The 13,391-nt window shown below is 70.2% G+C and carries 5 protein-coding genes; 2 read left to right on the top strand and 3 right to left on the bottom strand.

Annotation, left to right across the window (positions count from 1 at the left end):
• Positions 1-4 precede the first annotated feature (4 nt).
• The 3 genes from ABGB12_RS05970 to ABGB12_RS05960 all read right to left on the bottom strand — a co-directional run bounded on the left by ABGB12_RS05970 (position 5) and on the right by ABGB12_RS05960 (position 4,007).
• Complete coding sequence (locus ABGB12_RS05970; protein ID WP_347675244.1) at positions 5-2,590, bottom strand: hypothetical protein; 2,586 nt, start codon at positions 2,588-2,590, stop codon at positions 5-7.
• 295 nt (positions 2,591-2,885) lie between these two features.
• The gene (locus tag ABGB12_RS05965) at positions 2,886-3,113 is read right to left on the bottom strand and encodes a PIN domain-containing protein (protein ID WP_347676067.1); all 228 of its coding nucleotides are present in this window, start codon (positions 3,111-3,113) and stop codon (positions 2,886-2,888) included.
• Between the two features lie 84 nt (positions 3,114-3,197).
• Positions 3,198-4,007 carry a hypothetical protein gene (locus ABGB12_RS05960; RefSeq protein WP_347675243.1) on the bottom strand — a complete coding sequence of 270 codons (810 nt, stop codon included), beginning with the start codon at positions 4,005-4,007 and terminating at the stop codon, positions 3,198-3,200.
• Between the two features lie 684 nt (positions 4,008-4,691).
• Here ABGB12_RS05960 and ABGB12_RS05955 point away from each other — a divergent pair.
• Entirely contained in the window at positions 4,692-11,177 is a 6,486-nt protein-coding gene (locus ABGB12_RS05955; RefSeq protein ID WP_347675242.1) for a DEAD/DEAH box helicase, read from the top strand.
• Positions 11,174-13,387 carry a UvrD-helicase domain-containing protein gene (locus tag ABGB12_RS05950; RefSeq protein WP_347675241.1) on the top strand — a complete coding sequence of 738 codons (2,214 nt, stop codon included), beginning with the start codon at positions 11,174-11,176 and terminating at the stop codon, positions 13,385-13,387. The genes ABGB12_RS05955 and ABGB12_RS05950 overlap by 4 nt, the downstream gene beginning before the upstream one ends.
• The last annotated feature ends 4 nt before the right edge of the window (positions 13,388-13,391 follow it).

The raw sequence follows: 13,391 nt of genomic DNA, 5'->3' as shown, positions 1-13,391 counted from the left end.
CTCCTCATTCTCCTCTGAAGTCGCGGAGCTCACGCCGACGGTCCTGCACGAGCCATGCCCAGCGGGAGCGGGTCTCGTCGAGGCCGTCGATCCAGCGGGCGCGCGGCAGCTCCGGAGGGGGCTGCTCGCCGGTCATGAAATAGGTGAGTTCCAGCAGGTAGGCGAATTCCGCGCCTCGCAGGGACTCCCCCAGCCAGGCGCGTCCGGTCGCAAGGAGGTTCTGGGAGCCCGTGATGGCGGCGTGGAAGCAGAGGGCGAACTTCGCGTACGCGGCGCATGACGACAGGCCGTTGTCCGCCGCCAGCGTCGCGACCTCCGTGGCCTGGTCCAGCAGGTCATCCGCATACCCGGAGTCCGCTAGGAGTCGGGCGTTCCTGACCTGGAGTTCGGCGAAACGGGCCTGAGCTCCGCGCAGCATGTGATCGGCGCGGTCGATCTGCTCGACGGCACGGGCGCGGTCGGCGAAGGACGCGGCGAACGCCAAGTACGCCTGGCAGAGGGCGGCTTCTCCGTGCTGCCCTCTCTCCCATGCAAGGTCGCGGGCCTGGGCGAACGCGCTGCAGGCGTGGCCGATCGAGCCCTGCGTCCAGAGGATCTCGCCGACCGTGCGCTCCTTCTTGCCGTCCGCGCCCAGCCCCTCGGCGGCGGTGATCGCGTCGGGGAAGTGACCGAGCCTGCGGGTCAGGTGCAAGATGCCGCGGGACGCGTCCGGGGCCAGACGGCCCCCATTCGCCGCGACGGAGCGCATGCCCTCCAGCGAGACGGGGAGGTTACCGAGGTCGCGTTCGCACTCGGCGAGGAAGTACATCGGGAGTTCGCGGAGGTCAGACGGAAGCGCTCCTGACTCCAGGATCGTCCTCAGCCGGGTCGCGGTGATGCTCCGATGCTGCCTCTGCCGTCGGGCGATCACCGTGAGCGTGTCGGCGAGCGCCACGGCCGGGCTGTCCACGGCTCCGTCCGACTCGATCTCGATGGGCTCCCAGACGAAGTCCCGCACATAGGCGTATGCGGCCTCGGCCAGCCAGCCGAGGTCGAGGTCGTAGTCGCGGGCCAGCCGCAGGCCCTGGCGCAGGCAGCCGAGCAGGGCCGTCCGGCTCGGTTCGCCGCCGTGCCGGGTGAACTCCTCGCCGAGCGCGTCGAACGCGCGCTGCGCCGCCCGCCGCCAGTCGTCGGGGCTCCAGCGGTCGTCGCTGACGGTGTCGGTGCTCCTGACGGCCGTCCGGACGAGTTCGTGCAGGTGGTAGGGCCACCGGGAGCCCGGCGTGACGTCGACGAACGGGCGGTCCGTCAGACGCAGCACCGCCGAGTCCCGGTCGAGTCCCGCCGCCGCGGTGGCCAGCTCGACGGAGAAGGAGTCGAACAGACTGGCCGCGCGCAGCACATCGCGCTCCTCGGATGGCAGATCCCGGAAGATCCTGGTGACCAGGGCGGGGAACTCGTGATCGAACTCGTCCACGGAAGGAGCATGCCCGGTGCGTTCGTGCAGGTCCAGGAAGCGCATCGCCGCGAGGTCGAGATAGAGCGGCAGCCCTCCGGAGCGGGAGACCAGGACCCGCCGCGTCGTCTCGTCCATGAGCGGCCGACCGTCGGCGACGAGACGCCTGCGCAGGTAGTCCTCGCCGTCCGAAGCTGACAGGTAGCCGACGCGGTACTGCCTCGGGTCGGCGGAGGCTCCGGGGATGAGCTGGGGCCAGCATTCGGGGCCCGCCCAGTCCAACTGACCTTCCAGGCCGGGATCGTCCCACTGCAGGCGGTTCCGGCCGGTGATCACGAACAGTGCGTTCGGCATCAGCCACACCATCCGCTGGATGAGCCGCTCGAAGTCCCGGTGCGTCCTGTCGCCGACGTCCTCGAACGTGTCGAGCAGCACCACGGGGGTCACGGACTCTTCCTCCGGAAGCTGTGCCAGGTCCCATGCCAGCAGATGCGCGGAGAACGCCAGGGTCTCCTCGTCCGGCTCGGCTTCCAGCAGGTCGGGCAACCGGCGGCATCCCGCCAGCGCCCGGGCGTTGCGGCGCCGCTCCCTCAGGATGCGTACGGCTGTCTGCAGGGTGCGTCCGGCCAGGACGGCTCCAGGGATGCCGACGAGCTGAGCCAGCTCACCCGCCGACGATTCCAGTTGGTTCCGGAAGTTCCTGCCGCCGTCGTATCGGCGCAAGAACGTGTTGCCCCGCAGGTGCTCCTCTATCGGCTCCCCTGGATGCCGGTGTTCCCAGTAACGGCAGAGCGCCAGGTCGAATGCCGTCAGCGGCTTTCCAAGCTCCGCCAGACCCAACCTGACGGCCAGCATCACCGACTCGAAGCTCGCACCCGTCTGCCGCGACAGGTCGACCCGGACGGGTAGCACCCGGCCGAGTCCGTCCTCGACCGGCGGCCAGTGCTCCGGTCCAGTCTCCGGACCGGCCAGCCGCTCCGCGATCCTCCGGGAGAGAGTGGACTTCCCGATCCCTCCCACCCCGGAGAAGACCAGGACGTTCCGCCGGGGAAGCTGGACGTCCTCCACGTCGAACTCCGGGCTGCGGCGGCAGGCCACCACCTCGGCAAGGCCCCGCTGAACGGCGGCCCACTCCTCGGCCCGGTTGGCGAACACGTCAGTTGGAGCAAGAGCCCGGTTGTTCGTCCGGAACAACGCACGCAGATCTGGGCGAGACAGAACGGCCACCCCTCGTCAGAGCCATCACCACCCCTATGGAGACAACGCTCACCTTCGACGCGCCAGCCGTTCGGAAGGTTTTTTACTGACCGGATACGGCCGAGAGACCACCGGTCCGCAGCAGGCCCGAGAAGCGCGTCACCGCGAGATCGAAGTAAGGGCGCAACCGGTCCTGTTCCGCGCGGAGGGAGCTCAGCAGGAGTAGGTCCTGCCGTTCTTCGCCGCGTCGCTCTCACAGCAGTGTTTCCTGCCAGACCACAGAGGGCCTGATGATCTGAAGGCCGTCGATCGCGCCTCCTATCGGGAAGCCCTCATCGTGTGTCACGAAGTACTCACACCCGGCCCGTCGTGCCGCCGCCAGGTGCAACGCGTCCGCCGATTTGAAGGATTTCTCTCCCGTACGGTTCTTTCCGTGCTCCTTCTTTATACGAACGGCGTCGCGCACCAGGAATCTGTCTATTTCGATCCAAAGCGTGTGCTGTGATTCAAACCACGAGAGAAGTAGACGCAGGAGTCCACGTAGATGACGGGAGCATGCACAGGATCAGGCACGTCTGGCCTCCTCTGTGTACTCGTCCACGTCCTGGCCGCCGAGCCAGTCGGGAGCGATCCCGAGGAGATCGTCGACGGACGCCCTGCCTCGCTCTTCGAGCTCCTCCAGCTCCTCGATTTTTATGCGTACCGCCTGACCGCGCCCGTTGCGTGTTATCTCGCCTTTGGCGATGACTCGTTTGCGCCAGTAGAGGTCATGTGCTTCTTCTGCCATGTCGGCGGACAGATAGCCTGTGACGGCCCTACGGGTCTCGGGGTCATAAAGCCCCACGACGAGCAGTCCCTTGTGCATCCGGCGAGCGCTCATCGTGTCCAGCCAGCCGGTCACCGACCCCAGAGAGGTGTATGCGCCCTGTACCGCCTGCTGAGCGTGGGCACGAACGGGCTCTGACACCGGAAAGAACCGCCCGGGACTTCCGTTGACCGTCGCGAGCGATACTTCTTGGACGCCTCGACCGGGCTCCCCCAAAGCGAGGATCCTCTCCACTGTGCGTTCCGTGTAGTACTCGGGGACCTCCGGCTCACGCTGAAGACGGTCCACCCCTGCCACCAGAGCGTCGATCGGGGCCAGGACCGAGCGCGCATCCCTGTTCCGCGGCCGGTCGGCGGTGATGCGGACTTCGATGTCGGCGCCGCGGCTCGCGAGGTCGGCGATGACCCACTTGGGACGGCTGCCCCGCAGGTGGTAGGCGCGATCGATCTCGCTCAGTGCCAGACGCAGCTGCTCCAGGCTCTCCTCCAGCCGAGCCAGCTCGACCCGCTCGGCTCCGGAGCGGATGCGCATCTCAAGAGCAGTCGTCATGCTGCCAAAGTAGCCATCAGAGCTCCGCAACGCCACGACGCCGGACCCGCCCACCGAAGCCTCCTTTCCCACTTCCTCAGCTGGAGGGGAACCATTGGAGCATACGGACCGTGTTGGATGTGGCCGGTTTGCGTTACGAGAGCAGCGAGATCACAGCCGAAAGCGACCGCAAGGCAAACCGCCCGGACGCGAACAGCAGGCGTGATAGACGTGTAATTAATTCACACTCGCCGCGCGTCGGGCTGTACGTCGCGAGCGTCCTCGGCGGGATCGCCATCGTCGGCGGCAGCACCTACGCCTCTTATTCTGGTGTTCCCGCTCGCCCGACCTCGCCGACGAGGAGCTCCGCCCCCTTCCTCACGCCCTCGACGACTCCTCAGAGCTCCTGTCCCTCATCGGACCGCACCTCTCATGGGCCGTCGGCCGAAGCCGCCCAGGTGCAGCAAGACCGTGCTCAGGAGATAGCGGCGATATCCCCGTTTCGGATTTCTCCCTTCTCCGTCGCCCAGGGAGATGTCCGACTACGGTGATCGCATGGGGCAAGGGGCACATCGGGGAACCGTCATCTCGTGATTCCAGTTCACCAGAGATCAGCACGTAAACGGTCAGGCCAGGTGTACTTGCCCCGTCCGACCCACTAGGGTCTGGGTCTGCCACTGAAGTACCGGTTCCAGGAGACACATCGTGAAGCCCACGCTGGCGGCCGAGGAACTGCGCAAGAGTCTGACGGAGTACCTCAGCACGACTTTTGCGCTGGCCGAGCCGTCCGTGCGAGAAGCCCTGGAACGGTTCCTCCTCCACGACGAGCAGGGCATCTTCCGCGGGCCCTACCTGCGGATCCGCACGCCGTTCCGCCCAGCCGAGGCCGGATGGGACGACTGCCTGCAGTGGGCGCCCGACGGCTGGAGGCCCTACCGGCACCAGGGCGAGGCGCTGCGCAGGCTCAGCAGCCTCGGCAAGGCCCCCGAACCCACGCTGATCACCACGGGCACCGGCTCCGGGAAGACCGAGTCCTTCCTCGTCCCCGTGCTCGACCACTGCCGCCGCGAGAAAGCGGCCGGCAGGCGCGGGGTGAAGGCCGTCCTTCTCTACCCGATGAACGCGCTCGCCACCGACCAGGCCGGGCGGCTCAACGACCACCTCGAGCAGGAACCGCTGCGGGAGGTCACGGCCGCCCTCTACATCGGCGACACCCCGGCGACCGGGTACGCGCGGGTGATGACGCAGCGGGCCGAGATCCGGCGGAACCCGCCGGACATCCTCATCACCAACTACAAGATGCTCGACCTTCTCCTGCAGCGCGGCGACGACCTTCCGCTGTGGAAGGACGCCGACCTGCGGTACATCGTCATCGACGAGTTCCACACCTACGACGGGGCGCAGGGCACCGACGTGGCGATGCTGCTCCGCAGGCTCGCCTCCGCCACCGGCAGTTCCCGGCCCGGCGACCCGATGGGCCGCATCTGCCCGGTCGCGACCAGCGCCACCCTCGGCGAAGGGGGCGGCCCGGACGGCGGGGAAGGCTGCGGCCGGTCCATCCGGGAGATCGCCGAGCAGGTCTTCGGGGTCCCCTTCCCCGCCGACTCCGTCATCGGAGAGGACCGGCTCTCCCCCGAGGAGTTCGTCGACCTCGACGACTCGCTCCCGATCCCCTCACCGCGTGACCTGATGGCGTGCGGCGACCCGCTCAAGGACCCGGCCGCCCTCGACGCCCTCGCCGAGAAGGTCACCGGGCGGTCCGGGCTCACCCCGTCCGAGCTCGGCGCGGTGCTGAAGCAGCACATCCTCACCCAGGCCGTCCTGGAACTCCTCAGCGACGGGCCCAAGACCCCGGACGAGCTCCTGGAGCTGCTGCCCCGGCGCGGCGCCTACGGCTGGGGCGCGGTCATCAAGCAGTCGCCGGAGACGGCCTCGGCGGCGCTCGCCCGGTTCATCGCGCTGATCTCACACGCGCGCGGCCCCGAGGCCCCCGACCGTCCGTTCCTGCTGGTCGAGACGCACGTGTGGGTGCGGGCCGTCTCCCGGCTGCTGCGGCTGGCCCACCACGTCCCGGCGTTCAGCTGGGTCGGCGAGCTGCCCGTGCTGGGCCCCGAATCCACGCTCAACGTGATCGGGCGGAACATGCTCCCGGCCGTCTACTGCCGGCACTGCGGCAGGTCCGGCTGGGCCGCCTACTCGCCGGACCGCAACCCCTCCGAGCTCGTCACCCAGCCCGAGCGGATCTACCGGGCGTCGGTCGGCGAGAAGAAGCGGGTCCGGCCGCTGATCCTCGCGACCGAGGCCGAGTTCGCCGAGCGGGCACGCAACCTGGTCGCCTTCGAGGGCGACCGGCTCCGGCCCGTCGATCCCGCCCTCGACGAGTACGGCGAAGGCGACGTCGTCTTCGTCCTGGCCGACGTGAACAACGAGGACGCCGGGAACAACGCGGCCCAGGCCGACCGGTGCCCGGCCTGCGACATGGACCAGGGCATCCGGTTCCTCGGTGCCGGGCTCGCCTCCCTCGCCTCCGTCGCGATCACCCAGCTCTTCGCGGGCGACCAGCTCGAGGACGGGCAGCGCAAGACCCTCATGTTCAACGACTCGGTGCAGGACGCCGCGCACCGGGCCGGGTTCGTCGCCAACCGCTCCTACCAGTTCTCGCTGCGGCGGCTGCTGGCCTCCCGGCTGGAGTCCGACAGGCCGACCCGGCTCAACGAGCTGATCGCCGACGTGGTCGCCGCGGCCTCCGACCCGGCCGTGCTGCCCGCCGTCGTCCCCCCGGACCTGCACGAGATCAGCGAGATCGACGCGATCCTCGCCGGGACCGCCACCGGCAGCCCGAAGGCGTGGAAGCTGATCGGGGAGCGCCTCGCCTTCGCCACCATCATGGAGCTGGGGCTGCGGTCACGGCAGGGCCGCACCCTGGAGCTGACCCGCACCGCCTCCGCCGAGGTCGTGCTGCCCGACCCGGAGAAGCTCGTCGCGCTCGCCCGCGACGAGCACCAGCGCGTGCCCGGCCTGGTCGAACTCGCCTCCGACGCCCGCTACCTCGTCTTCCTGCGCGGGCTGCTGGAACGCCTGCGCACCCGGGGCGCGATCAAGCACCTGTGGCTGGACCCGTGGCTCGCCAACGCCGGCACCCGGCGCTACCTGGCGATCTGGGGCAAGCGCCCCGAAGGCATGCCCGCCTTCCCCAAGGGCCTCGGAGCTCCCACGTTCCTGCTCGACCGGGCCAAGAACCGCTCGGAGTTCGACCGGATCGACTCCCCCCGGTCGTGGACGCAGGACTGGGCGACCCGCTGCCTCGGCCTGCCACGCGGCGCGGCCGGGAACTACCTCGCCAAAATGCTCTCCCACCTGGCCGGCGAAGGCGTCGTCTCCGCCCGGACCGCGAGCGACGGAGCGACCCGCATCTACGGGCTGCAGCCCGGCCACATCCAGATCCGGCGGCTCGAACCCGACGAGGCCGAACGGGCCGGGGTCGGGTGCGACGCGTGCGCCTGGGCTCAGACCGTGCACCCGTCCCTCGTCCACGAATGGGACGGGCAGCCCTGCCCCCGCTACCGCTGCTCCGGACGGCTCACCCCGCGCACCGGACGCGGCTGGCGCAACGACTTCTACCGCCGCCTCTACACCGAGCGGGACGACGTCTTCCAGGTCGTCACCGCCGAGCACACCGGCGCGCTCACCCGCAAGCAGCGCGAGACCGTCGAAGAACGCTTCCGAGAAGGCGACCGCTACAGCGACCCCAACGTCCTGTCCTGCACCCCGACCCTGGAACTGGGCATCGACATCGGCGAACTGTCGGCCGTGGTGCTGGCCTCCCTGCCGCCGGGACCCGCCAACTACGTGCAGCGGGTCGGCCGGGCCGGGCGCCGCACCGGCAACGCCTTCCTCGTGACGATGGTCGGCCGCTCCCCCCGCGACCTGTACTTCCTGGACGAGCCCCGCGACATGATCGCCGGAGAGATCGTCCCGCCCGGCAGCTACCTGTCGGCCGTGGAGATCCTGCGCCGCCAGTACGTCGCCCACCTCATCGACAAGGCCGCCCGCGGCCTGCTCGGCGGCCCCGGTGAGGTTCCGGCGCTGCCGCGCGTGGCCTCGGCCCTGTTCGGCGACACCGGCTGGCTCGCCGTCTTCACCACCCCGGCCCTCGCCGGAGCCGACGCGCTCGTCGAGGACTTCCTCGCCCTGTTCGGCGAGCACGTCTCCGCCTCTGCCGCCGCCGAACTGCGGGGCTTCGCCGCCTCCGGGCTGAAGACGAAGGTCGACGAGATCCAGCGGGTCTGGGACGGGCGGCTCATCGAGCTGCGCGAACGCCGTCGCCGGATCGAGGAGGCCGTCGAGGAGCTCATCGAGTCCGACCCCGGGCAGCGGGCCGTCAAGAAGAGCCTGGAGGCCGAGGCCCGTGCCGTCTCCCGGCGCATCGGCGAGATCGGCCGGCAGAACGCCCAGAACGCGCTGGTCGAGCTGGGCTTGCTGCCGAACTACTCGCTGATCGACTCGACCACCGCGCTGGAGGCCACCCTCACCTGGGAGGAGCCCGACCCCGACGACGAGAACCGGCCGCTCTACCGCAGCGAGGTGCGCGAGTACCAGCGTTCGGCGTCCGTCGCGCTCACCGAGCTCGCCCCCGGCAACTCCTTCTACATGCTCGGCTACGAGCACCAGATCACCGGCCTGGACGTCGGCACCGACGCCCGCCAGGTCGAGAAGTGGCGGATCTGCCCGTCCTGCGGGCATGTCCGCACCCATCTCGCCGAGACCGACACCTCGCCGTGCCCTCGCTGCTCCGACCGCGCCATCGGCGGCGTCCAGCACCTGCACCAGGTGCTGCGACCCGCCCGCGTCACCTCCCACGACCGGCGCGACGACGCCAAGATCCGGGACGACCGCGACGACCGCAAACGCGCGTACTACGAAGGCGCGGTCGCCGTGGACATCGACCCGGCCGACTTCGCGCCCGGGTCCTGGCGGCACAGTTCCCACACCTTCGGCGTGGACTTCGCCCGCAGGGCCGTCGTCCGCACCTTCAACCTCGGCCCCGCCAGGCAGGACCATCCGGCGGCCGACAGGTTCGCCGGCTCCGACGTCCGCCTCAACCCGTTCCGCACCTGCCCGGTCTGCGGCGGCACCTCCCTGGAACGCGCCCCCGCGGCCGTCCCCGGCGCGCTCGCCGCACCTTCACAAGCCGACAAGGAACGCCAGCACCACCGCAACTGGTGCCGCTACCGCCGCTCGGCCGATGACGTCGAACACCTGGAGCTGATCCTCGCGCACGAGCTGCCGACCGAGGCGCTGCGGATCCTGCTGCCGGTCGCGACGCTCATGATCGAGGAGCGGACCGTCTCGTTCCAGGCAGCGCTGATGGCCGGGATCGCCGCGAGCTACGGCGGCGACCCCGCCCACCTGCGGGTCGTCACCGCGACCATGCCGGACGGCGAGACCGGGCGCCGCCGCCGCTTCCTCGTCCTGCACGACGCGCTGCCCGGCGGCACCGGCTACCTGCACCGGCTCGCCGACCCCGACGAGTTCCGCGAGGTCCTGTTCGCCGCGTATGCGCTGATGCGGGACTGCTCCTGCGCGGCCGACCCCAACAAGCAGGCCTGCCACCGCTGCCTGCTCTCCCATGTACCGGGCCCGCTCTACGACCAGGTCAGCCGGGCCGAGGCGCTCGGCATGTTCGAGGAGTTGCTGGAGGGCTGGGCGACCGAGGAGGTCTCCACCACCCACGCCATCTCCCTGTGGGACCTGATCGAAAGCGAGCTGGAAGCCCGGTTCCTCGGCGGCCTGGAGGCCTGGGCCCGCCGCGCCGACACCCCCGGCACGCTCGCCCGCGGCGAGGTCGTCGCCGGACGACGCACCGCGGACCTGCGGATCGAGGCCGCCGACGGCTCGATCGTGCACTGGCAGGTCACCCTGCAGAACACCATCCGCAAGACCCGGCCCGACGTGCTCTTCCGCAGGCTCGACGGGCCGCCGCTGGAGGTCGCCGTCTACCTGGACGGGTACTCCTACCACGCCTCCCCCGCCGTCAACCGGCTCGCCGACGACGCCGACAAACGCACCCGACTACGCGCCCACGGGCGGGTCGTCTACCAGCTCACCTGGGAGGACCTGGAGGACTGGGAGAGACGCGGCCACGCGCCCGACGTCTCCGGCGACCCCAAACGCCTGCCTTACGGCGGCAACCCCCAGAGGATCGCCCGCCAGGTCTACCAGCGGCAGGCGCCCGGCAGGGACCCCGACGACCTCGTCCGCACCATGTGGACCAACCCCCTTGATTCCCTGCTGGCCTTCCTCCGCGAACCCGATCTGACGCTCTGGCTGCGTCGTGCCGAGGCCGTCGTCTCCGGTCTCGTTCCGATCGGAGAGAAGGCGCTCTACTCCTCGGGTGTGGGCGGGGCCGTCATGGCCGCTCTGCGCGGGAACCCGCTGCCGCCGTCCGCCCAGGGGAAGATCCAGCTCACCCGGGCGCACGACCCGTCCGGATGTCCGCTGGTCATCCTGGTCGACCAGCGTTCCGGCCTCTCCTTCTCGGCGTTCACGCTGATCGACGACCGGTCCGAGACCGTCGCCGCCGACGAGGACACCCACCGGAGACGCTGGGCGGCCTGGCTGTACTGGGGGAACCTGCTGCAGTTCCTCGGCCACGGTTCCGGCGACGGCGTGCAGCTCGCCCTGACCCGGCTGGACGAGTTCGACCCGGGGCTGCTCACCGCGGCGGACGGCGCCGGAGTGCAGACCACGCTCGGCCTCGTCCCTCTGGACGCCGACCTGGTCGACGACCGGGCCCCGGCCCTGCCGAGCGTCACGGCGTCCGTTCCGGCCCCCGCTCCGGCCTCGGTGCCGCAGGTGCTGCCCGAACCCCCCGAGGGCGGCGCCGACCCCGGCTGGGCGGACGTCCTCGACCTGCTCGACCCCGACGAGCCGTTCCTCGCCGACTTCGCGAGGAGGCTCGCCGCGATGGGCGTGCCCGCGCCCGCCCCCGAGGAGGTCGGCTACGAGCTGGGCGAGCAGGCCTGGCAGGCGGAGATCGCCTGGCCCGCGGCGAAGGTCGCGATCGTGCTGTCCGGGGACGGCGACGAGGAGAAGAAGCGGAACGCCGCTTACCAGGCGGCGGGATGGTCCGTGCGCGAGGTGCAGGGCTGGTCGGCCGAGGAGCTGGCCGACCGGATCGGAGGAGCGTGAACGTGCAGGGCGGGGCGACACTGCGGCTGCTGGACAAGGCCGACAAGGAGATCCTCAAGCTGCCCCGGGAGGTCAAGGGGGCGATCTACGAGTTCCAGCACAAGTTCCGCAAGGACCCGTACTCCCCGGCGCTGCACTTCAAGCAGCTGAAGGGCCACCCGCAGCTCCACTCCGCGCGCGTCCACAAGGACTACCGCGCGCTGCTGCTGCACGCCGGCGGCTCGGAGTACATCCTGGTCGCGGTCAAGGACCGCAAGGACGTCTACGAGAACCTCGACCGGATCAAGTACCAGATCAACCCGGTCTCCGGCGGCATCGAGTTCATCGACCTGGTGAGCTTCGAGGAGAACATCGAGGCGACGAAGGCCGAGAAGCCCGCCGAACTCGAAGTCGGACCCGAGCCCGTCCCCGCCGAGCCCGAGTCCGGCCTGTTCGCCGCGTTCACCCGCGAGCAGTTGCTGGGGCTCGGCGTCAGCGAGGCGCTGCTCGGCCTGATCTGGAAGATCACCACCGAGGAGGAGCTGCTCGTCCTCGCCGACCACGCCCCCCAGCTCACCGGCGACGTCCTGCTCGCCCTCCACGACGGCAAGAGCGTCGAGGAGGTGCTCGACCAGATCACCGCCCCGGTCGCCGCCGAGGACGAGGTCGACACCACCGACTACGCCACCGCGCTGACCCGTCCCGCCACCCAGGTCACCACCGAGGACACCGACCTGCGCGAGGTCCTCGAGGACGACTTCTGGCGCTGGAAGATCTTCCTGCACCCCACCCAGCTGAAGATCGCCGAGCACCGCCCCTACTCGGGGCCCGCCCGGGTGACCGGAGGTCCCGGCACCGGCAAGACCATCGTCGCGCTGCACCGCGTCCGGCACCTGGTGCGGCAGCTCCGGCCGGGTGAGAGCAAGGACGTCCTGCTCACCACGTTCAACAAGAACCTCGCCGCCGACCTGCGCCAGCGGCTGCTCGACCTGGCCGGGCCCGACGTCGTCAAACGCGTCGAGATCGTCAACATCGACAAGCTCGCCACCCAGATCGTCGCCCAGGCCGCGGACGGCGACCGACGCCGCTGGATCGATGACAACCGCGCCCTCCAAGAGTGGCAGACCATGCTGGACGAACTGAACGAAAGGCGCTGGGACGCGGAGTTCCTGCACGCCGAGTGGTCCCACGTCGTCCTGGGCATGGCCATCGCCACCCGCGCCGACTACTTCCGCGCCCGCCGCGCGGGCCGGGGCCGCAACATCAGCCGCGCCGACCGGGCCGCGATCTGGCAGCTCGTCGAGCGGTACGTCAAGCGGCTCGACACGATGGGGCTGTGGACCTACCGGCAGGTCGCCGAACGCGCCGCCAGGCTGGAGCTGGAGCGCAAGCTGGCGCGGGAGGCGTTCGAAGCCGGGCAGGCCGGCTCCGAGAAGCTGCACCGCGAGTCCGGCATCTGGCACCGGCCCCGCTACAAGCACATCGTCGTCGACGAGGCGCAGGACCTCAGCGCCGCGCACTGGAAGATGCTCCGCGCGATGGTGCCGGAAGGCCCCGACGACCTGTTCATCGCAGGCGACAGTCACCAGCGGATCTACGGCAACCAGGTGTCGCTCGGCAGCCTCGGCATCAACATCCGGGGCCGCTCCCACAAACTGACGCTCAGCTACCGCACCACCCGGGAGATCCTGCGCGCCGCCCGGGGCGTGCTCGGCGACGGCGAGTGGGACGACCTCGACGACGGCCGCGACGACCTGACCGGCTACCGCTCCGTCCTGCACGGCACCCGCCCCGTACTGCAGGGGTATGCGACCTGGGACGCCGAACTCGACGGGATCGTCGAGCAGATCCGCGCATGGGACGACATCGCCCCCGCCGCGATCGCGGTGTGCGTGCCGGAGCGACGCATGGTCGCCGAGGTGGAGAACCGGCTCGGCCGGGCCGGGATCAAGGCCGCCTCGATCGGACCCGACGGGCCGAAGGTCCACGAGGCCGTCCACGTGGGGACGATGCACCGGTTCAAGGGCCTGGAGTACCAACGGATGATCATCGCCGGGGTGGCCGAGGGGCTCGTCCCCTCGTCGCGCATCGAGCAGTACGCCGACACCGACCCGCTGCGCTACCGCCGCGAGGAGAAGCAGGCCCGCTCGCTGCTGTTCGTCGCCGTCACCCGGGCCCGCGACACCGTGCGCATCACCTGGCACGGCGAGCAGAGCCGCTTCCTGCCGTGACTCC

It is taken from the genome of Actinocorallia sp. B10E7, assembly GCF_039871655.1.
GTDB lineage: Bacteria > Actinomycetota > Actinomycetes > Streptosporangiales > Streptosporangiaceae > Actinocorallia.
The sequence above is the reverse complement of the archived record's forward strand: the minus strand, read 5'-3'. Positions and strand labels throughout refer to the sequence as shown.